This is a genomic window from Acidiphilium sp. MT5, from assembly GCF_054767495.1.
Genome location: NZ_BAABMR010000006.1, coordinates 117,501 through 143,605 on the forward strand (window position 1 = coordinate 117,501; position 26,105 = coordinate 143,605).

Below are 26,105 nucleotides of genomic sequence, written 5' to 3' on the forward strand. Positions count from 1 at the left end.
GGCGCGTTCATCACCCAACCCCAAATGCCGCCCGATAAGCAATATCGATCTCGGCCATACGCTCGATCGTCATCTCCAATGCGGCAACAATCCGCTCCACTTGCGTAACCTCATCCAATCCAAGCGCCCGCCCTTTGCGGGACTTCAAGTATTTTTCCAGAACCTGATACCCGCCAATCTGGAACGCCCAAACATTCTCAGGCACCGGCGCAAAAAACTGTGCCGCATTGATGTAAACGGCGGACTCTGCCGCCACATAGCGCGGTTTCTCCACCACATTGTCGCCTCGGCCTTGATATTGCGCTAGGTTTTTATTCGGCTTGACTTTCAACAAATGAATTTGTGCCAAATCCCAGCCAAGATCGGCAAGCGTCTCAAAACCAATGCGCCGACCAGCAAACGGTATTCGTGGAAAATCGCCCCTTAGAAATTCTGAATACCGATCACGATACGTTTGGGAATGAAGAACCGCATAAACATAGCCAAATATCTGCTCGGGCGAGAACGCGGGATTTTCGTAGCGGGTTATGAGCTCGTCGCGATACCGTGGAGCTATGTTTTCGATTACTTCGGCAGTCTTATCGTTAGGTTCGATAAAGTCGAGAGTCGTGGTTTGCGCGCTTTTAGGCAAAGGATAGAGGTAAAGAGGGTAAACATAGTTTGCTTCACGGGAGCGATTAGAAATGAGACAGTCATTGGCGGGAGCATCAGCTAAAAAAGCGTGGCGCCAGACATTCGTACCAATTTGTCGAGGCACAAGAATGCAGATATTTTGTTTCGTATGTACATGAGCTAATAATTCGCGTCTTGGGTAATCCATGGTTATGTAACCAAAATGACAAAATCGTTGGTCAAAAGGACGATAATTAATGACTGTAATTTTCGGATCAGCAAGACGCTGAATGCTCTTTCGTGTGTCAGACAATTTCCAGTCGCGATTGTCCTTAAGTTTGTATTTCTCCGCCACGTTTGCATCGCTAATACGTTGATCGGCCATGTCGCGAAGGCGCTCAGCTATTTCCTCTTCCGTAAAACCAATAGCAAATTCATCCCGATGGGTCTGAAACCCCAAGACATTTACAGGGAATATTTCGGACACCGACCAACCCATTTGATATTCGGCTTGTCGGTTAACATCGTTGATTTGGAATAGGTAAAATGGAGCAGATGGAACCACCACCTTCCAATTTATATCCGAAAACTCAGTTCGTGCACACGCCTCGTATTTTGCGGACCGTGTTCCGAACAAGTCCGCTCGATACACACTATGGTTCGTTGGTTTTCGACTCTTAACAAAAAGCGACACCGCCACACCCTGCTCGATGTCAAATACGTTTTCGTCCTTTGATCCATCCGGATTGCGTTGGTTCTTTTTAGCGTTTCCGTGCAGATCAAGAACATAAATTTTATTAAAACTTACCATCAGCGACTGCCTCATGCCCCGAAATGTGGGGTTATCTAAGAACGAGTGGTTGGTAATAATTCCAACAATTCCTTCTTCCGCAGCGTCGATTTTCATTTGCGCAAATCGAATAAATTTAACATAATCATCATTGAGCCATTTTGAATTCCGTTCGGCCAACCGCGCCCCATCGACGATTTTATAAGCATCTATGGATCGCTTGGCGTCCACGCCATTATTGCGAGAATGTCCCGAATATGGCGGATTGCCAGTAATCACCAAAATGGGCTTATCCTTAATTTCTTGCGCCACATCCGCCTCCTTACTCAATGCGGGAAGCAAAAAATTCTGCTGTGCGGCAATTGGCTCCAACGTATTGGTCAAATAAATTCCCAACCGCTCATGGCCGGTCAGACCAACGCCCTTATCTTTGAGATATTGCGAGAGTTTCAAATGCGCAATCGTATACGGCGCAATCAAATATTCAAATCCAAACACATTGCGCAGCACATGCTCGCGCACCAGCATCACCCGTTTCGCGTGGCTCGGTCCAATCGTCTCGAACATCTTCTCCAATGCCTCGAGTAAAAATGTTCCGGTGCCCGTGGCAAAATCAAGCAGCGTCACGCGCTTATGGTCCGCAAGCCCGTCGGTAATTCCAAACGAATCGCGCAATACTGTATCAATCGCCCGAATGATAAAATTGACCACAGGCGGCGGCGTATAATAAACGCCGCGTGACTTTCGCAGCTTCGCATCATAACGCGCTAGAAAATCCTCGTAGAAATAAACGAACGGATCACGTTCGAACAAACGATGCTCTGCCTCTGACCCAGCCCGCACCCCTCTGCGGATCGCCCGGCGGTTGGCGAAACTTAAATCTTCAAGCACCGCCGCCAAGTCCAGGCTGTTCATAATGGAGAGAATCTCCTCCACCAGCCACCGGATCGGTGTATAATCGGGTTTCCGTAACTCGCCAATGAAGTCAATCAGTTCGCGAATAAGCGGAAATGCGCCCGGAACGAACTGCCGAGCATTATCGAGCGTGATCGTCTCCGCCGTATTGAGCCGGGCGAGAAACAGGCCATACGCAAGCATCTGCGCGAACGCATCAGCAAATTCGCTAAGCGTTAAATCGGCAAATACCTGCGTTCGAAAAGCGGCGTATAACCCATAAAGTCGGCCTTCCTGATGGTGGGCTTCCTGATCCGCCAGCACGGCCGCCAAACCCTCGCGCAATAGGTGTGAACGCGTTGCTAGCGCGGCTGCCAACTCTTGCGCCCGCCCCAACCCCATGGGCGCTTGGGAGAAAAAACCCCGCAACAACCGGCCAACCAAGTCGGCCCGATCCGTATTGACCTTATGCTTCCGACTTTTAACGTCCCCTGAAAATGCAAGCGATCCCTGCTCAACGCCATGCGAACTTATCCAGATAAAAGTCAAATAATCGGTTAGTAAAATATTGTCGGAGAGTTGACGATATTTCTTGATCTGCGGTGATTTTAATACGGCATCCAAATTATCGCCAATTTTTTTGACCTCAATATATCCGAGAACAGCACCTTTAACGGTAATTTTGAAGTCAGGTGAACCTTTATCATCCTGCCGCCTCGGCTCATGTTGCACGACGGCACTACGGCCAGCAAAGTGACATAGCAGCACCTCTAGAGCCGCGCGGTCTGTATGCTCTGTCTTTTGCTCAAGAGGAACCCGCAGTAGCGAATCAAAATATGTTTGAAATACCGTGTCCATGCACTCCACCGGCTGTATGACCCATCACTGCTGAATCATCCCACAGAATCGCCTTTTGATCCACATCTCGCGGGCACGGCCAAAACCGTTGACATGACGGCAGAACAAGCACACCCTAATCACTTTATACCCCTCGGAGCGTATAAATGCTCATACGGACATCCTTAACGAAATCATCGCAATTATGGCGGGTTTCTTCATGCCGCTAAACGTCCACTACCAAACAATGGTGGCCGACAACCCCGCCCAAGGGTCAGTCACCACAAAAGGTGTCCCATGAACGGCAAGCCCCCGCGCATATACCGACTTTTGTCCGTGGCCATCCGGGTTATCGCCTCGATCTTTGAGGGATTTATCCTTCAGGTCCAATCTTGGTCGAACATCGTGGTCACACCAACCCTGATCACGCGCACACTGATTGGCGCTGGGTTGTTTTTTGTTGTCTTCACCGTGATGATGATCCCAATCGAGCGCCGCCGCGCCCGCAAATATGCAAAACTCCCGCCGCTTGATCTGACGCTGCCAGCGCGAAATCCCGATCCCTAATCACCCACCTCCCCGCCGCTCTTCTCCCGCCGCGTATCCGGGCATATCGACCAAAGCTTGTTCAAAGGCCGACCTGATTTCGGTTTGACTGAACCCCCGATCCCAGAACTCGGTCATCAAACACGCCATCAACCACTCTAACGCCGCAGCCTTGTCGTAAGGCCCACGCCGCGCCAAATCCGCGCACGCATTGGCAAACTCGAAAGCCGCCGTCATCGCTTGCCCTTCCCACGGCACCTCATCCGCGTCCCCATCGCCCCCGCCACCGCTCATTTTTTTCTCCTCACGCGATCCGCTCGCCCGTTCACCCAATCCAACAAGGCGCGCCGCCTATCCTTTGGCCAATGGCTTCGTGCGTTATTCCCGCACCGCAAACAAATCAGCAGCCAATCGCACGGTGAATCCCGTGCCGCGTCGCGCAAATCCGGCTATGGTTCGCCCGCGCTCCACAATGAACGGTGCGATATCACTGCGCGCCGTTCAACAGCGCCACAATCCCCTCAAGCTGATCGAGCGTGTTATAAACCACACTCACCGTGCCCCGCTTGCCGTCATAGTTAATCCGCACACTCAAGCCCAAGCGCTCGGATAAATCCTTCTCCAAAGCCCGCGTTTCCGGGTCATGTTGCGCTGGCGGGCGCGGCGGCGGCGCTTTCGCGGTCAGCGCCTCTTGGGTCAATTTTTCGGCTTGCCGCACCGATAATTTCCGCTCAATAATCGCCCGCGCCGCCTCTTCCGGGCGCGGATGGCCGATAATCGCCCGCGCATGGCCCGAACTCATAGCACCCTCGCGCACCTGACGCTGCACCGCCATCGGCAAATTCAGCAACCGCAACAAATTCGCGACATGCGACCGCGACTTACCCACCGCCTGCGCCAGCGCCTCTTGGCTCAGCCCAAACTCGGTCATCAATCGGCGAAACCCCTCCGCTTCTTCAATCGGATCAAGGTCCTGCCTCTGTAAATTCTCAACCAGCCCCGCCGCCATCGCCTCCGTGTCGGACAAACGGCGGATCAACACCGGCACTTCATGCAACCCCGCGCGCTGCGCCGCCCGCCAGCGCCGCTCCCCGGCGATAATCTGATAGCGCCCGTCAATCGTCGGATGCGCGCGCACCAATAACGGCTGCAAAACCCCCTGCGCCTTCAGCGATTCAGCCAACTCATCGAGTGCGGCCTCATCCATCGTCCGCCGGGGCTGAAACGGCCCCGGCTCCAAATCAGCCGTCGCCAGGCTCTGCGGCGTTGCCAACGGCCCAGCATTCGCCTGATCGCCCATCAGCGCGGCCAAGCCCCGGCCCAGCCGTTTTGGTTGTGGTTTAGTCATGATGTTTCACCGCTCCTTGCCGTCCAGCCCGCTCGCGCCGCAAAAATTCTGCCGCCAACGCCACATAAGCCTGCGCCCCTGGCGAGCGAAGATCATAAAGCAATATCGGCTTGCCGTGGCTCGGTGCCTCGGTAATCCGAATATTGCGCGGAATCGTGGTCTCAAACACCAGCGATTTGAAATGATCGCGCACGTCATTCACCACCGCAACTGAAAAATTATTGCGCCGATCCAACATCGTCAGCACAATCCCGCCCATCACCAATCCAGGATTATGGCTCCGCCGCACGAGATCAATGGTCCGGGTCATCTGGGTGATGCCCTCCAGCGCAAAAAACTCGCATTGCAGCGGCACCAGCACCAGCGACGCCGCGACCAGCGCATTCAACGTGAGCAGCCCCAACCCCGGCGGGCAATCGATGAACACATAATCAAACAACCCAGCGAACGCCGGCGCGCCGATGGTTTGCGCAATCAATCGCTCACGCTGGGGTGCTGCGGCGAACTCCAAATCCGCACCAATCAAATCTTCCGTCGCCGGGATCAGGGAAAGCCCAGGAATCTCAGTGGGATGCACCAAATCATCCGGCGTCGCATCACCCGCCAACAACGCATAAGCGCCCACACCCCGCGCGGACGCGGCCAACCCCAACCCGGTCGAGGCGTTACCTTGCGGGTCCAAATCGATCAGCAAAACCCGCTCACCAGCAACCGCGAGCGCTGCCGCCAGATTAATCGTGGTCGTCGTTTTGCCAACGCCACCCTTCTGATTGGCAATCGCCACAATGCGCGGCGGTTTCGGCGAGCGATTTTTTTGGTCAGGTGACACGGCTTATCCCATCAAGACGAAAAATGACTGCATCAGGGTCAGTGCGGCTCGCCTCACGGCTGACCCTCATGTGCCACCGCGCCGAGGCTGCGGTCAACTCAGTTTCCCCCTGACGGCCTTTGGGAAACAGGCAAAATCCCTCAGGCGCCAGCAATGGCGCCGCAAGCTCCAACAGCCGGTCCAGCGGCGCCAAGGCCCGGGCGGTGACGAAGTCAACGGGCGGCAGCGAAAGCGCTTCAATGCGCGCGGCGATCACGCGCACCGCAACACCTAATTCGGCGGCGATATGCTGTAAAAAAGCAGCCTTGCGATGATCGGACTCCACGAGCGTCATGCGCAATGCCGGCCGTGCGATGGCCAGCACCATCCCCGGAAACCCCGCACCCGCGCCCAGATCGACCCCGTTGATGGTGGCGGTCGGGATCAGCGGCAGAATTTGCAGCGAGTCGAGAATGTGCCGCGCCCAGATATGTTCGATATCCGCCTTCGCAATCAGATTAATCCGCAACGTCCACCGGCGCAGCTCTGCCTCGAACGAACGGAGCCGCTCAATTGTTTCACGTGAAACAAGGGCCTCGATCGCCGCCAGATCCTGTTTCACGTGAAACAGCCCTCACGCCGCTTGGCTGCGCGGGCGGCGTAATGCGGCAAACACCGCGCCCAAGGCCGCCGGCGTCATCCCCTCCAAGCGACCGGCGTCGCCGAGCGATGTGGGGCGAAAGCGTTCCAGCCGCGCGCGCAGCTCGGCAGAGAGGCCGCCCACGGCGGCATAATTGAAATCATCAGGAATCAACACTGCATCATCCTTGGCACGGGCTTTGATTTCCTGATCCTGGCGGCTGAGATAGCCCGCGTAATGCTGATCGGCTGCGCGAATGTCCGCCGCCATCGCGCTAAGCCGACCGTCCGCCGAAGCGCCGGCCATGGCGGCGCGCAACGCCGCGAACGCGCTTTGACGATCAGGGCCAACGCATCCCCATTCGATGCCGAGTGCAGTCAAGCGCAAATCCGCATTGTCCGCCCGCAGCCGCAGCCGATGCTCGGCGCGCGAGGTAAACATGCGGTACGGTTCCGTCACCCCGCGTGTAACCAAATCATCAATAAGCACGCCGATATAAGCCTGAGCGCGGGAGAGTTTTATCAGCGCTTGATCGTTGGCACGGCTGGCGGCGTTAATGCCCGCCATCAGGCCCTGTGCTGCCGCTTCCTCATAGCCGGTGGTGCCGTTAATCTGCCCGGCGAGGAACAAGCCAGGGATTTGCTTGAGTTCGAGGCTGTGGCGCAAGGCGCGCGGGTCGATATAGTCATACTCAACCGCGTAGCCTGGCTGCAGAATTTTTGCACGCGCCAGGCCCGGCATGGTTTGAATGAACGCTTGCTGGATCGCCTCAGGCAGGCTGGTCGAAATGCCGTTCGGATACACAATATCGCTGTCGAGCCCCTCAGGCTCCAAGAATACCTGATGCCGAGATTTATCAGCAAAACGGACGATTTTATCCTCGATCGACGGGCAGTAGCGCGGCCCAACCCCTTCGATTTGGCCACCATAGACCGCCGATTGATGCAGATTATCGCGGATAATATCGTGCGTCGCGCCGGTGGTTTCGCTGATCCGGCAGGCAATTTGCGGGTTGGTGATCCGCTCGGTGAGCAGGCTGAACGGCGTTGGCTCAGCGTCACCATGATCGGCAGGAAGCTCGTCCCAATCGATCGAGGAACGCGCCAACCGGGCGGGCGTGCCGGTTTTCAGTCGGCCCAGCGGCAGGCCCAGAGCGCGCAGGCGGCGCGATAGCGCTTGAGCGGGCGCATCACCCAGTCGTCCGCCGGGGGTGGAACGGCCACCAAAATGCAAAATACCACCGAGAAAAGTGCCGGTGGTGAGCACAGCAGCGGCGCACCCTACGCGCTGGCCGGTGCTGGTGATGATCGCGGCCAGATGGCCCTGATCGTCCAGCGCAATATCAGCGGCCTCGGCCTCAAGGATGGTGAGGTTTTTCTCCACGGCCAAAAAACCCTGCACCGCTTGCGCATAAAGCGCCCGATCCGCCTGCGCGCGCGGCCCGCGCACGGCGGGGCCTTTGCTGCGATTGAGCATTTTGAAATGAATGCAGGCCGCATCAGCCGCTTTGCCCATGATGCCATCGAGCGCGTCAATCTCACGGACCAAATGGCCCTTGCCAATGCCGCCAATCGCCGGATTGCACGACATGGCACCAATACGGGCGCGGTCATGGGTCATCAACAAAACGCGCGCCCCCATGCGCGCCGCGACAGCAGCGGCCTCGGTGCCGGCATGACCACCGCCGATAATGATGACGTCATAGGATGAGTTTTGTGTAGACATAGCAGGCTTATAGCAGGGTTTGGCGAGAATTGTAGGGATCGGATTTTCGGCGGGGGCAAGGGCCGATTGGGCGCTGACACGAGGCGGCGCGGGTATGGTTGACAAGCCATGCAACTACCGAAGAAATTGCGATAAATATTGAAATATTTTTCAACCGACAAGAAATAATCGTGTCTAATAATAAACAAAATTCGATTTATTTCTATTCATAACCTATTTCGTTGGTCCTTTATTTGCCAGCCGTTGTTTTGGTCCTCTATGCCAGGTCAGTATTGCGCGCTTAGGAGCGGCGCATCCAGGCTTGGCACCAGCCAGCGGCGCTGATTGGGCCGGCGACGAGGTGGCAGTGGCTGGTGGTGGTGCCGGGGTTGGGTGGTTTGAACCAGATGCAGGCACCACAGACTTCGCCGTCATGGGGGATGTCGATATAGCCGACGGAGGCCTTGGATAGGGTGGGTACCATCGTGTTAAGCTGTGTCGGCGTTGCCGCCCGTGCTGTTGGCAGGGCAGCGGCGGCCGCGATGGTCGCGGTGGCGGTGCTTGTGAGAAATTGGCGGCGGCGGAGCGGCGGTGGCGCGAAAGACATGGTCGGCTCCTGTTAGTAATTCACGGTGGTAAGGGCGACGCGGGCATTGAGTGTCCGGTCCGCACCCAGCGCGCCGTAAAACCGCACGCTGGTGATATGGTTGGCGGTATAGCCTTGCTGCACCCGCAGAACGATGGGTATGGTTTTGTTACCGATGGTAGCGCGGCCAATGAGTTTGTCGCCCTGATCGGCGCAAGCACCGGCAAGATAAATCGGGCGTTTGCCATATTCGGTGGCGAGCGTTGCGGTCATCCGGCAATCGGTGCGGTTGCCGTTGAACCAGAGGCGGCCTTTAATGTCGGTAAATCTGCGGGTTGTTGATTGATGGCGCAGGCTGGCCTCTGTGCTGCCGGTATTGAGATCAACCTCGATGGTTTCCAGCGGGCGCAGGCGCGCAACGGTGGCGGCGGTCGCGTCCGGCTGGCCGCGATTACCCCAGCTGGTGCGCACATAATTGGCGATGGCGGCGATTTGCCGATCCGAGAGAATCGCGCCAAAGCGCGGCATTGCGGATTGGCCAGGGTGCCAGGGTTGAAAGCCGCCGAGCATCATCGCGATCAGATTATCCGGCTTGCCATTCCAGAGTGCTTGGTTGTGAGCGAGATTAGGGATGTTATTCTTCACCCCCTCGCCGTTATTTTGGTGGCAGCGGGCGCATTCGTCATGATACAGCGTTTTACCAGCGGCGATTGACCCGCTGTTATTGATGGTTGATTCGGCACTGGTCTGCGGTTTGATCGTGCGCAGATAATCAACAATGTCGCGCACATCCTGTTTGGGCAGGCGGCTCAGACTATCATCGACCACGGTTTTCATTTTGCCGAAAGGTGCGCCTTGGTGCATGTCACCATCATCGCGCAGATAGGTCAGAATCGCGTGGTTCGACCAAGCGCCGAGACCGTCTGATTTGGCGTTGGTGATGTTGGGGGCATACCACGATTGGGCGGTGATATGGCCGCCGGCAAGGAAGCGTGAGGTGATGGTTGCCATCGCGATGTTGCGCGGCGTGTGGCAGGCGTCGCAATGTTCGAGCGCTTGCACCAAATATGCGCCGCGCCGCGTGTTTTTGGTCCAGCCGGGTTGATCGCGAACCGGATGCGGGTGGAAATAGAGCAGGCGCCAGGCGAGCAGGCCGGCGCGCAGATCAGTCGGGAACAGCATGGTGTTCGCGCGGTTTTTGATCCGCACCGGCGCAAGACTGTCGAGATAGGCTTTGATCGCCATAACATCAGCGCGCGTAAGTTTGGAGTAGGCGGTGTAGGGCATCACCGGATACTGGTATTTGGGAAATACAAGCAGCGAATGGCCCGGATCGATGCCGTTATGCATCGCGTTCCAGAATTGCTGGTTGGTCCAAGCGCCAATGCCGTCGCGTTTACTCGGCGTGATATTGGGCGAAAAAACCGTGCCGAACGGCGTGCCGACAGCGCGGCCCCCGGCATAAGCGGGTTCGCCAGCAACGCTGTGGCAGGGCATGCAATCGCCCGCGACGGTGAGAAAATAGCCTTTGCGGATCAGGGCGGCTTGCTGTGGATGATCTTGCATCGGGGCGGGCGCGGGTAGGATGCTACCGGACATGCCGGGTTTCGGGTCCGTCGCCACGCGGGTGGCGGCGGCGGACCAGGTGGTGACACCGCCAAGGGGTGGCGCGGCGGAATGGGCGCCCCAGGCGATCGAGATCATCGCCGCGACAAAGCTGGCACTGAGCGCGCCGATCAGCGCACCGATCAGGATTGGCTTCTTGGACATAGGACACCTTTCATGACCTTACGAGGGTGCCCGGCTGGGTGATTTCAACCCGGTTTGTGGTGCGGTTCGGCCAAAATGCGGTCAGAACGGCCCGGATGACACGCTTGTGATCAATGCTCGATCAGCGTTGCGCCGCAAAGCTATTTGCCGATGCAAAAGGCGCGAAATACCTGATCGAGAATATCTTCCACCCCGATGGTGCCGGTTAGGCGGGCGAGGGCGGTGGCGGCGTCGTGGAGGTCTTGGGCGCGGAGTTCTGATCCGGGGGCGGCGAGGGCGCGGTCGAGCGCTGCGATCATGTCGCACAGGCAGGCGGCGTGGCGCGGGCGGGCGAGGGCGGGTGCGCCTTGGCGGTCGGTCAGGCGGGTGAGCTCGGTGGTCAGGCGGTCCAGCAGCGCGTCCAGCCCGGCGCCGGTTTGCGTGCTGATCGGCAGCAAATCAGCCGGGATTGTGCGCGCCGCGAGATCGGCCTTGCTCGCGAGATGCAGGATCGGCACGGGTCTATTAAGCAGCGCGGGCAGTGCGGGCGGGTGCGGAAAATCGGGGGCGGGGTGCAGCGCGAGGATTAGGTCCGCCTGTTCGGCGTGGCGCTGGGCGCGGCGCACGCCTTCGGCCTCAATCGGGTCATCGGTCTCGCGCAGGCCGGCGGTGTCGGTGAGGTGGAGCGGAATGCCGGCGATGATCAGGCGGGTGGCAACGGCATCGCGGGTGGTGCCGGGGGTGGGTGCCACAATGGCGATGTCCGATCCGGCGATGGCGTTGAGGAGCGAGGATTTGCCCGCGTTGGGGGGGCCGAGAATCACCACCGACAAGCCCTCGCGCAGCCGTTCGGCGGCGTGGCTGGCGCCGAGGGCGGCGGAAAGCTCGTCGCGCAGGCTGCGAATGGATTGCAGGAGCAAAAATTCGGTTTCCGGCGGCAGGTCTTCATCCGCAAAATCGATGCTGGCGGCGAGTTGCGCCATGGCGTTGATCAGGGTGCTGCGCCAATGCTCAACGGCGCGGCTGGTGGCGCCAGCGGATTGTTCGAGGGCCATGCGGCGCTGGGCTTCGGTTTCAGCGTCGATCAGGTCGGCGATGCCTTCGGCTTGCAGCAGGTCGATCTTGCCATGGGCGAAGGCGCGGCGGGAAAATTCGCCCGGCTCGGCGGGGCGTGCGCCGAGGGTGACCAGCGCATCGGCGATGGCGGCGCGCACCGCGCGGCCCCCATGCAAATGCAGTTCGGCATAATCTTCGCCGGTCACGCTGCGCGGCGCGGGAAACCAGAGCAGCAGCCCTTCATCGATGATTCGCCCCGCATCGCGCAGGCGGCGCAGGGCGGCTTGGCGCGGCGGCGGCAGGTGGCCCGCGAGCGCTTCGAGAATGCGCGGCAGCCCATGACCCGACAGGCGGATGATGGTGATCGCGCCGCCTTGACCGGAGGCGGGCGCAAAAATCGGATCGTTCATGGGGGCGTGATCATTCGGCGCGGATCATTTGGGCGCGGTGGGCGCGAGCAGAAATTCGGTGACGATCTGGCCGCCGAGCAGGTCTTCGGTGAGAATCCGGTCGATGGCCGCGTTATCGGGCGCGCGATACCAGGTGCCGCGCGGATAAATCACCAAGGTCGGGCCGTGTTCGCAGCGATCCAGGCAGCCGGCGGCGTTGATCCGGGTGCTGGGGATGCCGAGTTCCTTGGCGCGGGCTTTCATATAATCGCGCAGTTTTTCACTCCCTTTCGCGGCGCACGAGCCGCGCGGATGCCCATCCGGACGGCGATTGCCGCAGACAAAGACGTGATGTTGAAAATAGGGTAATGCGGTGTCGGTCATGCTGTTCTCGTGGTGGCGGTGTGACCATCTAGCGGCGGTGCAAAAATTTAGGAAGCGCATGATGGCTCGAAATGCTTTAGCGGATGCAACCTCCCCGTATTTGTTGCAGCATGCTCATAATCCGGTGGATTGGCTGCCCTGGAGTGCCGAGGCGCTGGCGCGCGCGGCGGCGGAGCAAAAATTGGTGCTGCTCTCGATCGGGTATGCGGCGTGCCATTGGTGTCATGTGATGGCGCATGAGAGTTTCGAAAATCCGGCGATTGCGGCGCTGATGAATGAGCATTTCATCAATATCAAGGTGGATCGCGAGGAACGGCCCGATATCGATCAGATCTATATGCAGGCGTTGCAGGCGATGGGCGAGCAAGGCGGCTGGCCGTTGACGATGTTTTTAACGCCGGAGGGCGCGCCGGTATTTGGGGGCACGTATTTTCCGCCGGAGCCGCGCTGGGGGCGGCCCGGATTTCCGCAGATCTTGCAGGGTTTGGCCGAAGGCTGGGCGCAGGATCGCGAGCGGATTGCCCAGAGCGGGGCGGCGTTGCTGCGCCGGGTGTTGGCGCGCGGCGAACCGGCGGTGGGCGGGGCGTTGACGCGGGCGGATTTGATTGCCGTCGCGGATCGGTTCATCGGCATGGTGGATTGGGAGGATGGCGGGCTGAAAGGCGCGCCGAAATTCCCCAACCCGCCGATTTTTCGGTTTTTATGGAGCGAATATGCCGGATCGGCGCGCCATGAGGCGGGGGCGGCGGTCGGGCTGCTGTTGGCGCGGATGGCGCAAGGCGGGATTTGGGATCATTTGGGCGGCGGGTTTGCGCGCTATGCCACGGACGGCGAATGGTTGGTGCCGCATTTTGAAAAAATGCTGTATGACAATGCGTTATTGCTCGATTTGCTCGCGCTGGTGCAGGCGGCAGAACCGGATTTATTGTTCGCCGCGCGGGCCGATGAGCTGGTGGGCTGGCTGCTGCGCGATATGCGCGCCGAGAGCGATGCGCAGGATGATGGCGCGGTGGCGTTCGCGGCCTCCGAGGATGCGGATAGCGAAGGCGAGGAGGGCAAATTTTACGTCTGGACGCGGCGTGAGATTGAATCGGTGCTTGGCAAGGATTTGGTAAGTTTTGAAGCGCATTATCCTTGTCCGGAAGGGGGGAATTGGGAGGAGCGGATTATTCTGACGCGCGCGACGCACCCGGAGGATGCGGCGACTGAGGCCCAATTGGCGGGCTTGCGTGCGCGGCTGCTGGCGGCGCGCGATCAGCGGGTGCGGCCAGGGCGGGATGATAAAATCCTCGCCGATTGGAACGGCCTCGCCATCGCGGCGTTGGTGCGTGCGGCTGCGGTGTTTGAACGGCCTGATTGGCTGGCGGCAGCGTGGTCCGCCTTTCGGGCGGTGCAGGCTTGTTTGGGCGGCGCGGATGGGCGGTTTGGCCATGCGTTTCGGCGCGGGCGGATTTCCGCAATCGGGCTGCTTGATGATCAGGCCGCGATGCTGCGGGCGATGGTGAGCCTGTATCAGGCCAGTGGCGATCGGGCGCTGTTGGCGTCGGTGGAGCGCACCCTGGCCACAACCGAGGCGCGGTTTGGCGATGGGCGTGGCGGATTTTACCTGGTGGCCGATGACGCCGAGGATTTACCGGGCGGAATGCGCCCGCATGGCGGGTTTGATGGCGTGACCCCGGCGGGGGCCGGGCTGATGGTCGAGGTGTATGCAGCGCTGTATCTCTTGACCGGCACGCTGGCGCATCGCGAGCGCGCCGAACAGATTATCGCGACGATGAGCGGGGAACGGCGGATTTTGTCAGCCTACCCGACCATGCTGGTCGCCGCACGGATGCTGGAGGCCGGCGGCTGCGTGGTGATCGTGGGTGATCCGGCGCGTGCGGATTTCCACGATTTGCACCAAGCCGCTTTGCGCGGGTTCGATCCGGCCCTCGTTGTGCTGCCGGTGGGCGATGCGAGCGGGCTGGCGCCGACGCATCCCGCCCACGGCAAAAAGCCGGGTGCGGATGGGCAAGCCGCCGCCTATCTGTGCCGGGCGCAAAGCTGCGCGCCGCCGGTCTATCGGGCGGAGGATTTGGCGGCGCTGATTGTGCAGCCAGGCGGCCGGCGCAATAGCTAAGGCTGCGGCGCTATCGAGCGAAAATCGTCATTACCAAGATTCGAGCCGTCCTTGCGAGATACGGTGAAAGCCGGGTCCTAAATTTGGACCCGGCCTCTTAATCACCGCCTCGGGTAGCTACGGAAGTGCTGACAAACAAGCTCCACGTTTCCGAAGCGAACGCGGACATAAGATTTAACGAACACCATGTTGAGAAAACCCCCATGGCCTGGGGTACACCCCTTGCACATCGACTCGGCCCACGCTAGATTCCGATAGCCACCGGACCCGGCGAGAGCCGCGTTTGCGTGTTGGTTGCGCGGGGTGCGCCCCAAGGCGTCACTACAACAACCAAAGCCGTAACCTCGTTAGCCCCCTTCCCTTTGGTGGAGGGATGGGGGCTTTCGATTCGTGGCCCATCATTAATGCTTGCCCGATTCTTACAACAAGGTCAAGGGTCGTTGTGACGCACTACGGCCTGTGGATAATTTTGTTGTAATCTTGAGATTCTTAGTATATTAGCGGATTATGTCGTTGGATCGTGCCACGTCGGATTTGACCAAACTTAAGCTGGAGGTGGCTCGCCTTCAGGCGCAGTTGAGCGCCGCGAACGAAAAAGTGGTCAAACTGGAGCACTACATTGAAGTGACTCGCGCTTATGAGTCACAACGGGACGATGTGGATCGCGTAAAAGGCGGCGTTGGAACTCTGCTGGTGTCTACCGTCATCGAAATTTTGAGGGAAAAAGGTACGCGTCAGCCGACTCGCCTCCTTGTCGAGGAACTTGAGCGGCGGGGGCTTCACATCGGTGGCCAGAATAAAATCACAAATCTTTCCGGGATGCTCTCTCGATCAGGCGACCTCGTTTCCAGTCGGACGGAGGGATGGGGACTAAGTGTATGGGAAAACGACTTACATCGAAACGAACCCTCGTGTTGGCAAGGGGTAGAGTCCACGTCTAGAGAGCAAGAACCCGAACCAGAACCGCCGACCAGCGATCAAATCGCCTCTTGGGGTGACGATATTCCGTTCTAATTTAAACGACGACGTAGGCCATTCACATGTGATTGGTCCTATTAAAATTGACTATGGCGGCGCTGATCGTTCAGCCAGGCGGTGGCCGTGCTAAATGAGGGCGCGCGGGTGGGTGTGGGTCTTCGTTGTGAAGCTGACTTATCCCCGGCTGATGAGTTTTCCGACCGTGGTAATATCTGTCTGTGTACCCTGTCCCGATTTCTGAAATTTCTGACCAATGGTGGGCGGAAACGGTAGCGCGGCGCCCATTAAATACTCGACTTCGAAATTATATCGCTTGGTGTTATGTGGCGCCCAATTGGATTTACGAAAATAGAATACCCAATTATTGCCAGATTTGCGGACACCTTTGGTGATCAGATAGGCCGCGCCGGGAATATTTTGCCATGTTTGCATCCCGTCGATACTGTATTGATACCATTGTTCGGCGACGTTCTCACCGGCGACCCATGGATATTGGCAAACGAAACGAGGGGGTTTGATCGAGTGATCGTCTCGTCCCGACCCCGAATTCGCCGATGGAGAGTCGCCCCAATAAAATTGCATGTCGCTCGGCATCCGGTCGGTGAACGGTGGTACTTGCTGGGATGTCCTGAACTTTACAAACTCTCGGGTGCCGACCTTTTTCAACGACTCCATGCTGCCGGTGCTGCTCTTCCATTTGAAATCGAAGACATGGTGGTAGCCGCCGGGCGTCAAGGTTACGAGCTCTCCAGCACCACCATTATCGCCCTTATACATATAACTATTTTCAAGATCGAAACGGACAAAATGCATAGTGGGATCACAGGGACGGCCACAGATCCGCAGGCCCGACGGTGCCAGTAGGTCGAGCGCGGCTTGATATTTTTGTTGCCGATCCGCGGGGATAAAAAAAATCAACTCTTGCAGCCGGGCCATTTTGGCAGGGTCGGCCATCAGTGTGGGGGCTTTGCCAAGTTCACTGATCAGTGGGTCGAGTGAGCTACTGAAGATTTTGCCGAGTCGTTTGTTAATTTCGAAGGCTTTGTCAGTAAAATTTTTCACATTGATGTCAGGCATTATCGCTTCCTCCATCCCCAATTCTTGACTGCACGAATTAATTCTGCAGTCAGGCTAGCGGTTAATCGGCTTAACGACAAGGATATGAAAGCTGCCCGGCACGAATTCGGTTTTGCCATAGCTCTTGCCCGGCTTCGGCGGCAGGATTTTGCGAATGGTGGCGGCGGAGAGAAAAGCGGTTTGGGTCGCCTGATCGAACGCCATAGTGCGCGCGCTCGGGGCGGTGTGGAGGGTTTGGATGATTTGGTAGTGGGTTAGGTCGGTGGCGCCGATGATGGTTAGTGTGCCGTCAATGCTGGGGGCGAAGGCGATGTTGGCGCGCGGATCATAGCGCATCGCGTCGCTAAAGCCGGGAATTGGCAGGGTCGCGAGACTTTGGCCGGTACGGGCGGCGATAATATCAACCCGGTGGTTCACACACGAGACGAACAGGCGCTGGCGGGTGCGATCAATCGCGAGGCCCACCGGGCCATGGCAGGCCGCACCGAGATTGATGCGCCGCGTCAAGCGCAGGGTTCTGGTGTTGATCACCGCGATTTGGTCGGCGGATTTCAGATTGAGATAAGCGTGGCCTCGGCCATCTGTGACAATGAATTCCGGATCGGCGTGAAACGGGATGGATTTCAAAAGGCGGCCCGTGCGCGCATCAATGGCGAACAGGCGCTGGCTTTTCTCGTTCGGCGCAAACACCCGATTGGTCGCCGGATCAAACGCGATGGCGTCCGGGCCGGGTCCGACCTTGATGGTTTTCAGGATATGCAGGGTCCGCAGGTTGAACATGGTCACGGTGCCGGCAAGGCCAGCGGTGGCAAAGCCGCGATTGAGCGTGGGTGCGAGGGCAATGCCGTGCGCGCCATTGATTGGCGCAATGGTGGCTATCGGCTGATCGCGCGCCGTGTCGATCACGGCGATGCGGTCGCCCTCCGCCGCGAACAGCCGGTGCGCGCCCGGCTCGGTGGTCAGATAATCCCATTTGACCGGGCCAGGAACCGCAATGCTGCCGGAAACCGCGAAATTCGGCGTGTGCGCCGCCGCGCGATGCGGCAGCACCGCAAGGCCGGTGAGTAAAGCAAGGCGGGTGAGCAGGGCAAGGCGGGCGGTCATGGCAAATCCTGAATTGAGCTGATGTCCGGGTTTGGAATGAAGCGCGCCGCGATGCAATCGCACGCGGGCGATGTCATCAATTTATCATTTTTCGCGCCCGCCACTTTTTCACATCCCCCGTCTTTCGCATCAATGGCATCGGGCGGAACCCGCTCAAGAGGTTGCATTGCGGCGATATGCCGATATATATAAGGCATATCGCCAGGAGCCCGATTATGAACACAGCCCCGATCATGAACACAGCATTGAGTGGCCTGGAGGCGGTCCGTGAAATCAGGAGCGGCCTCCCGATCGACCGGGTCGATGAGGCGATCCGCGACGGGTTGGTGACAGCGGTTGAAATCGACCAATTGGCAGTGCCCCGCAAAACCTTGGCGCATCGTCGGCAAATTGGCCGCTTATCGGTCGAGCAATCGGATCGTTTCGCCCGCTTGCTGCGCATCATTGCCACCGCCGAGGATGTGTTCGCCAACCGCGAAAAAGCCGCAACATGGCTCCGCCGCCCGAGCCGTGTTCTGGACGGTCAAGCGCCCTTGCATTTGCTCGATACCGATGCCGGCGCCCGCGCCGTCGAAGCATTGCTCACCCAGATTGCGCACGGCATCGCCGCTTGATCACGGCTTGGCGCATCGCCAAGCGGCGCTATGCGGATTTGTCCGGGTCCGGCGCCAAGCTGGTGGGGGGCCGTTGGAACCGGCCAGGCGCCGCCATTGTCTATACCGCCGATCACCCAGCCTTGGCGGCGCTGGAAGTCCGGGTCCATCTCGATTTGCCGCCCGACCTGTTACCCGATGATTTCGTGTTGATGAAAATCGCCCTGCCCGATGAGCCGCCAGAGACCCTCACCGAATTTCCCTCCAATCCCCAAGCCTATGGCGATCAATGGTGTGCGCAGGGCCGAACCGCCATCCTGCGCGTGCCCTCTCTACTGGTGCCTGATGCCTTCAATTATCTGCTAAACCCGGCCCATCCGAACGCCACCAAGGCCAAGCTGATCGCCCTCAAGCCGTTCGCTTTCGATACGCGCCTCTGGCGCGGCGCGCGCTGAGCGCGTCCCGCCAATCAGCCCAGCGCGTCAGGCGTGCAGCCCCGGCGCTTCCTGGCCGGTGCGGGCAACATACTCGGTGTAGCCGCCGCCGTAGAAATGAATGCCCTCCGGTGTCAGCTCCAGCACCCGGTTCGAGAGCGCGGCGAGAAAATGGCGGTCATGCGAAACGAACAGCATGGTGCCTTCATACTGCGCGAGGGCGGTGATCAGCATCTCCTTGGTCGCGATGTCCAAATGGTTGGTCGGCTCGTCCAGCACCAGAAAATTTGGTGGATCAAACAGCATCAGCGCCATCACCAGCCGGGCTTTCTCGCCGCCGGAGAGCACGCGGCAGGGCTTGTCCACCTCATCGCCCGAAAAGCCGAACGCGCCGGCCAGCGTGCGCAGCGTGCCTTGGTTGGCGTGCGGAAACGCGCTGTCGAGCGTCTCGAACACGCTGGCGCCGCCATCGAGCAAATCCATCGCGTGCTGGGCGAAATAACCAAGCTTGACGCTGCCGCCGAGCTTGACCGTGCCCTCATCCGGCGCGGTGCTGCCGGTCACCAGTTTCAGCAGGGTGGATTTGCCCGCGCCATTCACGCCGAGCACGCAGCAGCGCTCGCGCCGGCGCACCAGCAAATCCAGCCCCTGATAAATCACCCGCTCGCCATAGGCTTTAGACACGCCCCGGAGCAAAACCACGTCATCGCCCGAGCGCGGGGCCGGGGCAAAATCAAACCCGATGGCCTGACGGCGCTTGGGCGGCTCTACCCGGTCGATTTTTTCGAGCTTTTTCACCCGGCTTTGCACCTGGGCGGCATGCGAGGCGCGGGCTTTGAAGCGTTCGATGAAACTGATTTCTTTGGCCAGCATCGCCTTTTGCCGGTCAAACTGCGCCTGCTGTTGTTTTTCGGCCAACGCGCGTTGCTGCTCGTAAAACTCATAATCGCCCGCATAATCGGTCAAGCTGCCGCCATCGATTTCGATGATTTTATTCACCACCCGGTTCATGAAAGCGCGATCATGCGAGGTCATCAGCAGCGCGCCATCATAACCGGCCAGAAATTGTTCAAGCCAGATCAAGCTCTCCAAATCCAAATGGTTGCTCGGCTCATCCAGCAGCATGACATCCGGGCGCATCAGCAAAATACGCGCCAGCGCCACGCGCATTTTCCAGCCGCCGGAGAGATTGCCAACATCGCCCTCCATCATCGCCTGGCTGAAGCCAAGCCCGTGCAGCACCTCGCGCGCCCGGCCATCAAGCGCGTAGCCGCCCAGCGCCTCGAAGCGCGCTTGCACATCGCCAAAGCGCTCAATGATCGCATCGAGCTGATCGGCCTGATCCGGATCGGCCATCGCCGCTTCAAGGCGGGAAAGTTCGGCGCCGATCTCGCTCACCGCCCCCGCGCCATCCATCACCTCCGCCACCGCGCTGCGCCCCGCCATCTCGCCAACATCCTGGCTGAACAGGCCGATACTCACACCGCGCTCCACCAGAATCTGCCCTTCATCCGGCACCTCCGCGCCCGTAATCATGCGAAACAAGGTGGTCTTGCCCGCGCCATTCGGGCCAACCAGCCCGATTTTCTCGCCCTTTTGCAGAGCGCAGGAGGCTTCGATAAAGACCAGACGTTGGCCGTTTTGCTTGCTGATATTGTCTAGGCGGATCATGGAGCCTCGGTTCGGTGAACGGATAAGGCCGTGTAGAGCGTTTCGCCGTCAGCGAAAATGGGCGGCACCAAAATGCCAAGGCGCGACAATAGGAGCAAAAAATGGAGAATGTGGCGTATAAAATTTTTCGGGCGTCCGAATGGGCGCAGTTTCAGCGCGAGGGAAATTTTGCCGGCTCGCCCGCCGATCAGGCGGACGGGTTCATTCATTTATCCACCCGCGCGCAGGTAGCTGGCACGCTGGCCGCGCATTTTGCCGGCGCAACCGGGCTGGTGCTGGCCGCGATCAATCTGGTGCCGTTGGGGGCGGCGGTGCGCTGGGAACCGGCGCGCGGCGGCACATTATTTCCACATCTCTATGGCGTGCTGACGCCTGATCTGGTGCTGAGCGTGGAGATGCTTGCGCAGATCGGCCCGGCGGGCAATGGTGCCGCCCAAGCGTGATCGGAATTGGCGCGGAAAATTGGAGCGAATAATGGATGAGCAGCAGGTACGGTCGGTCGTTTTAGGATTTCCGGGGGTTGGCGCGGACCGGCTCGATTCGGTCTCGGTGCGCGAGGGGCTGGTGCAGGTGGCGCTGCGCGTAGACCGCGCCGAAGCGGCCCGGTTCGAAGCAATGCGGGCCGGGCTGGAGCGCGCCCTCAGCCAATTGGCCGGCGTGCGCAATGCAACGGTGGTGCTCACCGCCCAGCGCGCAGCGGAGCCTGCACCGCCCCCCGGTTCTGCGTCGGCAGCACCCGCGTCGGCAGCACCGGCTTTATTAGCCAATGTCGGCGCGATCATCGCGGTCGCGTCCGGCAAAGGCGGGGTGGGTAAATCTACCGTCGCGGTGAATTTGGCGGCGGCACTGGCGCAAACCGGGCTGCGGGTCGGCCTGCTCGATGCCGATATTTACGGGCCGTCATTGCCGCGCATGCTGGGCCACCAGGGCAAACCGGCGATGGAGGGCAACCGGCTGGTGCCGATTCAGGCCTGGGGCTTGCACGCCATTTCCATCGGGCATGTGGTCGATGAAGAAACCGCGATGGTGTGGCGCGGGCCGATGGTGCTGAATGCGCTGATGCAGCTCATGGGGCAGGTGGCGTGGCCCGCGCTCGATGTGATGGTGATCGATTTGCCGCCCGGAACCGGGGATATTCAATTAACCCTGGCCCAGCGGGTGAAATTGACCGGCGCCGTCGTGGTCTCAACCCCGCAGGATATTGCGCTGGCGGATGCGCGTCGTGGCGTGGCGATGTTCCGGCAAGTGCGGGTGCCGATTTTGGGCATTGTCGAGAATATGAGCTTTTTCACCTGCCCGCATTGCGGCGAGCGCAGCGAAATTTTCGGCCATGGCGGCGCGCGGGCGGAGGCGGCGCGCATCGGCGTGCCGTTCCTCGGCGAAGTGCCGCTGCTGCTGGCAATCCGCGAAACCTCAGATGCCGGCACGCCGGTGGTGGTGAGCGCGCCCGAGAGCGAGGCGGCACGGGCGTTCAAATCGGTGGCGGCAGCAGTATCCGCCCAAATCAGCGCGGCACCGGCATCAGCAGGGCCGCGCATCGTGATCGAATAGCGCGAGGATCGGCTTGGATGGCCGCCATCGGGTTTTATCATCTAACCCGCACCAAATTGCTCGCGGCCCTGCCGCCCTTGCTCGGGCGCAGCTTGGCGGCAGGGGCGCGAATATTGCTGGTCGCGCAAGATCCGTCCTTGCTCGCCAGCATCGATGACGCGCTGTGGCGGAGCGAAAATCCCGATTGGCTGCCGCATGGCATGGCGGGCGGGGCGGATGATGCGGCACAGCCCATTTTGCTGAGCATGGCGGATCATCCCGGCAATCAGGCGGGATTTTTGTTTTTGGCCGATGGCGCGCCGATTCCGCTCGATCGGTTCGAGCGGGTATTTGACTTATTCGATGGCACCGATCCTGACCGGGTGACGGCGGCGCGCAGCCGCTGGGCGGCGGCGAAACAGGCCGGGCACAGCCTCACCTATTGGCGCCAGGACGAATCCGGCTGGGTGAAGGCGGGATAGCGCCGGGGCGATTACCCGCCGAGCACGCGGCCCGCCACCGCATCAAGCTTCGCCACCAATTCCGGGTCGCGCGCCGCAGGCGGGGTGATAATCGCGTGGTCGAGCGCGTGGTCGCATCCCGCCGTGCAATGATGGCGCGGGGTCGCGAGGGTCGGGGCGATGGCGCGCACCAAGGCCCGCGCATGATCCGCATTGCCGAGCAGGATTTTCACCACCTGATCGACCGTCACGGCGTCATGCTCATCGTGCCAGCAATCAAAATCAGTGACCATCGCCACGGTCGCGTAACAAATTTCCGCCTCGCGGGCGAGCTTGGCTTCCGGCATGTTGGTCATGCCAATCACCGAGCAGCCCCAGGAGCGATAGAGATGGCTCTCCGCACGGGTGGAGAATTGCGGACCTTCCATCACCAAATAGGTGCCGCCACGGGTCACCGGCAGATCAAGCTGGCGGGCGGTGCGTTCCAGCGCGTCGCCCAGGCGGGTGCAGACCGGGTCCGCCATCGAGACATGCGCAACGCAGCCGACCGAGAAAAAACTTTTGGTCCGCGCAAAGCTGCGATCGATAAATTGATCGACAATCACGAAATGACCGGGCGGCAAATCGGCGCGCAGGCTGCCAACGGCGGAGAGTGAGAGAATATCGGTCACCCCCACGCGTTTCAGCGCATCGATATTGGCGCGATAATTCAAATCCGAGGGCGAGCGGCGATGGCCGCGACCATGCCGGGGCAGAAAAACCAACTGCACCCCGCCGAGCTTGCCAAAGAGCAGCGCGTCCGAAGGTTCGCCCCACGGCGTGCTGACATGTTCCCAATGCTGGTCTTCCAGCCCATCGATTTCATAAAGGCCGGAGCCGCCGATAATGCCGATGATCGGGGTTTTGGCGGGCGGGGCAGCAAGGGTCATGGGGTGCGGTCCTGTCGTAGGGCGAAAAAGCCGATGAGGCCGAAAATGGCCAGATAGATCATGGCGCGTAGCATGATGGATTTGCGCTGGTCGAGGGTCGGGTCCGCCGACCAGGCGAGGAATTCGGCAACATCATGCGCCATCGCCGCCGATTTGGGCGGATGATGAACGCGCAGGAGCGATACGATGCTGGCCGCGCCATGCGGCAAGGCGGTGGCGATCAGCGAAAGATCGGGGGCGGCAGGCTGTTGGGTCGGGCGCAGGGCGCGCCATCGCGCCATCGCGGCTGGGCTCACGCCCAAACCCGCAAGGTCACGCGCGCGCACCGCGCTGATCCCATGGCAAGCGGCGCAGTCGGCCTGATACACCGCAAAACCGGCCCGTAGCGTGGCCTTGTTATAAGTGCCCAGCGGTGCGGTGAAGCCAAAATGCGGTGCCGCGCGCGCCACCGGGCTGAACGCGACCAATGCGAGGAGTGCAATCATCGCGGCGCGCATCAGTTTTTCGCTCCACGCAAGCGGGTGGGCACCGGCTTGGGTTTTTCAAGCAGGCTAATCAGCGGGGTGACGAGACAAAAATGAGCCATCACATAGAAGGCGCTCAGATCCGTAATCAGCGGCCACGCGCCGCGATGGTCCGCCGCGCCGATCGAGAGCAAAACCCAGGCGCTGGCGAGCAGCCACAGCGCCCGGCGGTGCCAAGGGCGGTAGCGCGCAGCGGCGGCGGGGCTGCGGTCAAGCCAAGGCAGGGCCGCGAGCAGGATCAGCAAGACCGCGATCAGCGCGGTGCCACCGCCCAGGCTTTGGCCCGCTTGCGCGAGTCCCGCAAAGCCAAGCAGATACCAGGGCAAATCAAGATGCAGCGGCAGCGCCAGCCTACCAGCTGCAATCGCGTTCAGCCGACTCGATTGAATATGCGGGGCGGCAAGGATCAGGCCGAAAAAGATCAAGCCGGTGATGATCGCGGCGGCGAAGAGGCGCGGCGAGGCATGAGGGTGGAACGCCACCAGATCGCGCGGATCAAGCCGGGGTAAGCCATCGCGATTGGCCGGCGGGGCCAGGCGCTGGGTCAGGCTGGTCAGCCCCGCGATCAACAACAGCAAAAACCCGATCGCGATATGCGCCATGGCGATCCGGGTGAGATCGGGGCTGGATAATCCGCTGGCCGCACCTAGAAAGGCTTGAGCAATAGCGGGGCCGATCCGTGGGATGGCGGCCAGATGCGCGGCCAAATCCAGGCTGAGAGCAACGCTCGCGGCACCATCGATCATGATAAAGCCGAGCACGCCGAGGAACAGGAAGGTCGCAAACCGAACGATGCTAACAATCCAGGCCAGCTCACGGCCATCGCGATACAAGCCGAGGCGCAAGGCGCGAAACAATTGCAAATAGGCCAGGGCGAACAAAATACTAACCCCGGTGCGATGCAAATCGCGGATCAGCCAGCCAAACGGCACGGCGCGCATGATGGTTTGCAGTGAGGTGAAGGCGCCGTGCGGGGCGGCGTGGTAAAACAGGCCCAGCCAAATGCCGGTGAAGGTGAGGGTGATCAGCGCGCCCCAGATCAACGGCTCGAAGCAGGCACCGAGGCTGAAATCGGCGGGGACCGGCGCAAAAATCAGCGTATCGCGCAGTATCCGGCCTATCGGCAGGCGCTGTTCGAGCCAGTTGGGCGGCGCGCCGGGTTCGCTTGGCGGGGTCATGGGCGTGATGCCGTAATGGTGGCGGGCGCATAAGATGCGGCAGCGGGGCGAATCGGGCCGAGTGCGGCGATGAAAACCCAGGCCATGGCCCCGAACCCAACGGCGGCGAAGGCCAGGGCCAGGATGGTGAGGAACCGGATGGGTGTTTGGCGCATGGATAGGCTGGCATGGCGCGAATGGCGTGAAGATTCAAGCCATTGGCGCGGTTTTGTGATGTCAGGCGGTTCGGCGCTATAGAGGGAATGGTGTCAAGGAGGCCGAAATGACTGCCGAGAGTCCGGTGTTGGATGTGCCGCGCCATGAGGCGCTGAAACCGCAGGCGCAAGCGTGGTTCGCCCATTTGCGCGATCAGATTTGCGCGGCGTTCGAGGCGATTGAGGATGAGTATTCTGGCTCGGATTTGCCCGCCGGGCGATTCGAGCGGACGGCGTGGAGCCGGGAGTCCGGCGGCGGTGGGGTCACCAGCGTGATGCGCGGGCGGGTATTTGAGAAGGTGGGGGTGAATATTTCCACCGTTTGGGGCGAATTCAGTCCGGAATTTCGCAAATCAATCCCTGGGGCTGCCGAAGACCCCCGATTTTGGGCGGCGGGGATTAGTCTGGTCGCACATATGCGCAGCCCGCGTGTGCCGGCGGCGCATATGAACACCCGGATGATCGTCACCACCAAAGGCTGGTTTGGTGGCGGGGGGGATTTGACGCCGCTGCAACCGGGCACACCAGCCTCGGCGGAGGATGGCGCGACATTCCACGCGGCCTTCAAGGCGGTGTGCGATGCGTATGATCCTGACTATTACCCAAAATATAAAAAATGGTGCGATGAGTATTTTTACCTGCCGCATCGCGGGGAAACCCGTGGGGTCGGCGGGATTTTTTATGATTATCTGGACACCGGCGATCTTGAGCGGGATTTCGCCTTTACCCGCGATGTCGGCTTAGGGTTTTTGCGTGGCTATGACGCGATTGTGCGGCGGCGGATGGGCGAGCATTGGACGCCAGAGGAGCGCGAAGCGCAACTCGTGCGCCGGGGCCGCTATGTCGAGTTCAATTTGCTCTATGATCGCGGGACGATTTTTGGCCTGAAAACCGGCGGCAATATCGAGGCGATTTTGATGAGCCTGCCGCCGGAAGCGCGCTGGCCGTGAGATTATTGGCCTGATGGACA

At 60.0% G+C, this 26,105-nt stretch carries 26 protein-coding genes; 9 read left to right on the forward strand and 17 right to left on the reverse strand.

The genetic code is table 11. The features are described 5' to 3' along the window. Positions 1–10: 10 nt before the first annotated feature. Positions 11–3,154 (reverse strand): type ISP restriction/modification enzyme, encoded by a 3,144-nt coding sequence (locus tag ACYUCQ_RS08445; protein ID WP_460254077.1) that lies wholly within the window; start codon positions 3,152–3,154, stop codon positions 11–13. Positions 3,155–3,469: 315 nt separating this feature from the next. Between ACYUCQ_RS08445 and ACYUCQ_RS08450 the strand changes: the two genes are divergently transcribed. After that, positions 3,470–3,700 (forward strand): hypothetical protein, encoded by a 231-nt coding sequence (locus tag ACYUCQ_RS08450; RefSeq protein ID WP_460254078.1) that lies wholly within the window; start codon positions 3,470–3,472, stop codon positions 3,698–3,700. Here the strand turns inward: ACYUCQ_RS08450 and ACYUCQ_RS08455 are convergent, their stop codons facing one another. The 9 genes from ACYUCQ_RS08455 to ACYUCQ_RS08495 all read right to left on the reverse strand — a co-directional run bounded on the left by ACYUCQ_RS08455 (position 3,701) and on the right by ACYUCQ_RS08495 (position 12,343). Continuing rightward, positions 3,701–3,973, reverse strand: coding sequence for a hypothetical protein (locus ACYUCQ_RS08455; RefSeq protein WP_460254079.1), 273 nt, complete (start codon positions 3,971–3,973; stop codon positions 3,701–3,703). 193 nt (positions 3,974–4,166) lie between these two features. Continuing rightward, positions 4,167–5,027, reverse strand: coding sequence for a ParB/RepB/Spo0J family partition protein (locus ACYUCQ_RS08460; RefSeq protein ID WP_460254080.1), 861 nt, complete (start codon positions 5,025–5,027; stop codon positions 4,167–4,169). Beyond that, positions 5,020–5,856, reverse strand: a complete 837-nt coding sequence (locus ACYUCQ_RS08465) for a ParA family protein (protein WP_460254081.1) — start codon at positions 5,854–5,856, stop codon at positions 5,020–5,022. Before ACYUCQ_RS08465 ends, ACYUCQ_RS08460 begins: the two co-directional genes overlap by 8 nt. Continuing rightward, complete coding sequence (gene rsmG, locus ACYUCQ_RS08470; RefSeq protein WP_460254082.1) at positions 5,846–6,457, reverse strand: 16S rRNA (guanine(527)-N(7))-methyltransferase RsmG; 612 nt, start codon at positions 6,455–6,457, stop codon at positions 5,846–5,848. The genes ACYUCQ_RS08465 and rsmG overlap by 11 nt, the downstream gene beginning before the upstream one ends. Before the next feature lie 12 nt (positions 6,458–6,469). Continuing rightward, positions 6,470–8,200 carry a tRNA uridine-5-carboxymethylaminomethyl(34) synthesis enzyme MnmG gene (gene mnmG, locus ACYUCQ_RS08475; RefSeq protein WP_460254083.1) on the reverse strand — a complete coding sequence of 577 codons (1,731 nt, stop codon included), beginning with the start codon at positions 8,198–8,200 and terminating at the stop codon, positions 6,470–6,472. 280 nt (positions 8,201–8,480) lie between these two features. After that, the gene (locus ACYUCQ_RS08480; protein ID WP_460254084.1) at positions 8,481–8,786 is read right to left on the reverse strand and encodes a high-potential iron-sulfur protein; all 306 of its coding nucleotides are present in this window, start codon (positions 8,784–8,786) and stop codon (positions 8,481–8,483) included. A gap of 12 nt (positions 8,787–8,798) precedes the next feature. Further along, positions 8,799–10,535 carry a c-type cytochrome gene (locus tag ACYUCQ_RS08485; RefSeq protein WP_460254085.1) on the reverse strand — a complete coding sequence of 579 codons (1,737 nt, stop codon included), beginning with the start codon at positions 10,533–10,535 and terminating at the stop codon, positions 8,799–8,801. 140 nt (positions 10,536–10,675) lie between these two features. After that, positions 10,676–11,980 (reverse strand): tRNA uridine-5-carboxymethylaminomethyl(34) synthesis GTPase MnmE, encoded by a 1,305-nt coding sequence (gene mnmE, locus ACYUCQ_RS08490; protein WP_460254086.1) that lies wholly within the window; start codon positions 11,978–11,980, stop codon positions 10,676–10,678. Positions 11,981–12,004: 24 nt separating this feature from the next. Continuing rightward, a complete protein-coding gene (locus tag ACYUCQ_RS08495) occupies positions 12,005–12,343 on the reverse strand; it encodes a (2Fe-2S) ferredoxin domain-containing protein (RefSeq protein ID WP_460254087.1) in 339 nt (112 codons plus the stop codon). Positions 12,344–12,401: 58 nt separating this feature from the next. Between ACYUCQ_RS08495 and ACYUCQ_RS08500 the strand changes: the two genes are divergently transcribed. Together ACYUCQ_RS08500 and ACYUCQ_RS08505 are read left to right on the forward strand one after the other, a co-directional pair. Further along, complete coding sequence (locus tag ACYUCQ_RS08500) at positions 12,402–14,462, forward strand: thioredoxin domain-containing protein (protein ID WP_460254088.1); 2,061 nt, start codon at positions 12,402–12,404, stop codon at positions 14,460–14,462. 507 nt (positions 14,463–14,969) lie between these two features. Continuing rightward, entirely contained in the window at positions 14,970–15,476 is a 507-nt protein-coding gene (locus tag ACYUCQ_RS08505) for a hypothetical protein (protein ID WP_460254089.1), read from the forward strand. A 138-nt stretch (positions 15,477–15,614) separates the two neighbouring features. Here ACYUCQ_RS08505 and ACYUCQ_RS08510 read toward each other — a convergent pair whose 3' ends face one another. Both ACYUCQ_RS08510 and ACYUCQ_RS08515 read right to left on the reverse strand, forming a co-directional pair. Continuing rightward, positions 15,615–16,517: a hypothetical protein gene (locus ACYUCQ_RS08510; protein ID WP_460254090.1), complete on the reverse strand. Its 903-nt coding sequence runs from the start codon at positions 16,515–16,517 to the stop codon at positions 15,615–15,617. 54 nt (positions 16,518–16,571) lie between these two features. Beyond that, positions 16,572–17,621 carry a YncE family protein gene (locus ACYUCQ_RS08515; RefSeq protein WP_460254091.1) on the reverse strand — a complete coding sequence of 350 codons (1,050 nt, stop codon included), beginning with the start codon at positions 17,619–17,621 and terminating at the stop codon, positions 16,572–16,574. 215 nt (positions 17,622–17,836) lie between these two features. Here ACYUCQ_RS08515 and parS point away from each other — a divergent pair, with 215 nt between their 5' ends. Both parS and ACYUCQ_RS08525 read left to right on the forward strand, forming a co-directional pair. Continuing rightward, a complete protein-coding gene (gene parS / locus ACYUCQ_RS08520; protein ID WP_460254092.1) occupies positions 17,837–18,235 on the forward strand; it encodes a type II RES/Xre toxin-antitoxin system antitoxin in 399 nt (132 codons plus the stop codon). Next, positions 18,232–18,669, forward strand: coding sequence for an RES family NAD+ phosphorylase (locus ACYUCQ_RS08525; protein WP_460254093.1), 438 nt, complete (start codon positions 18,232–18,234; stop codon positions 18,667–18,669). The genes parS and ACYUCQ_RS08525 overlap by 4 nt, the downstream gene beginning before the upstream one ends. 27 nt (positions 18,670–18,696) lie before the next feature. Here the strand turns inward: ACYUCQ_RS08525 and ACYUCQ_RS08530 are convergent, their stop codons facing one another. Continuing rightward, on the reverse strand, positions 18,697–20,319 hold the full coding sequence (locus ACYUCQ_RS08530; RefSeq protein ID WP_460254094.1) for an ABC-F family ATP-binding cassette domain-containing protein: 1,623 nt from the start codon (positions 20,317–20,319) through the stop codon (positions 18,697–18,699). A gap of 101 nt (positions 20,320–20,420) precedes the next feature. Between ACYUCQ_RS08530 and ACYUCQ_RS08535 the strand changes: the two genes are divergently transcribed. From ACYUCQ_RS08535 to ACYUCQ_RS08545, 3 genes are read left to right on the forward strand one after another with little or no spacing between them, the layout of a single operon-like run. Next, positions 20,421–20,762 (forward strand): DUF952 domain-containing protein, encoded by a 342-nt coding sequence (locus ACYUCQ_RS08535; RefSeq protein WP_460254095.1) that lies wholly within the window; start codon positions 20,421–20,423, stop codon positions 20,760–20,762. A 31-nt stretch (positions 20,763–20,793) separates the two neighbouring features. Beyond that, complete coding sequence (locus ACYUCQ_RS08540) at positions 20,794–21,870, forward strand: Mrp/NBP35 family ATP-binding protein (RefSeq protein WP_460254096.1); 1,077 nt, start codon at positions 20,794–20,796, stop codon at positions 21,868–21,870. A gap of 17 nt (positions 21,871–21,887) precedes the next feature. Beyond that, on the forward strand, positions 21,888–22,331 hold the full coding sequence (locus ACYUCQ_RS08545; protein WP_460254097.1) for a DNA polymerase III subunit chi: 444 nt from the start codon (positions 21,888–21,890) through the stop codon (positions 22,329–22,331). A gap of 11 nt (positions 22,332–22,342) precedes the next feature. On the opposite strand, the gene ACYUCQ_RS08550 is transcribed toward ACYUCQ_RS08545, so the two are convergent. Genes ACYUCQ_RS08550 through ACYUCQ_RS08565 form a run of 4 tightly spaced genes read right to left on the reverse strand, consistent with a single transcriptional unit; the run spans position 22,343 to position 25,096 of the window. Next, complete coding sequence (locus ACYUCQ_RS08550; protein ID WP_460254098.1) at positions 22,343–23,239, reverse strand: S-methyl-5'-thioadenosine phosphorylase; 897 nt, start codon at positions 23,237–23,239, stop codon at positions 22,343–22,345. After that, entirely contained in the window at positions 23,236–23,736 is a 501-nt protein-coding gene (locus tag ACYUCQ_RS08555; RefSeq protein ID WP_460254099.1) for a cytochrome c1, read from the reverse strand. Before ACYUCQ_RS08555 ends, ACYUCQ_RS08550 begins: the two co-directional genes overlap by 4 nt. Beyond that, positions 23,736–24,941 carry a cytochrome b N-terminal domain-containing protein gene (locus ACYUCQ_RS08560; protein ID WP_460254100.1) on the reverse strand — a complete coding sequence of 402 codons (1,206 nt, stop codon included), beginning with the start codon at positions 24,939–24,941 and terminating at the stop codon, positions 23,736–23,738. Before ACYUCQ_RS08560 ends, ACYUCQ_RS08555 begins: the two co-directional genes overlap by 1 nt. Beyond that, positions 24,938–25,096 (reverse strand): hypothetical protein, encoded by a 159-nt coding sequence (locus ACYUCQ_RS08565; RefSeq protein WP_460254101.1) that lies wholly within the window; start codon positions 25,094–25,096, stop codon positions 24,938–24,940. The genes ACYUCQ_RS08560 and ACYUCQ_RS08565 overlap by 4 nt, the downstream gene beginning before the upstream one ends. 107 nt (positions 25,097–25,203) lie before the next feature. Here ACYUCQ_RS08565 and hemF point away from each other — a divergent pair, with 107 nt between their 5' ends. Beyond that, the gene (gene hemF, locus ACYUCQ_RS08570; RefSeq protein ID WP_460254102.1) at positions 25,204–26,085 is read left to right on the forward strand and encodes an oxygen-dependent coproporphyrinogen oxidase; all 882 of its coding nucleotides are present in this window, start codon (positions 25,204–25,206) and stop codon (positions 26,083–26,085) included. Positions 26,086–26,105: the final 20 nt, after the last annotated feature.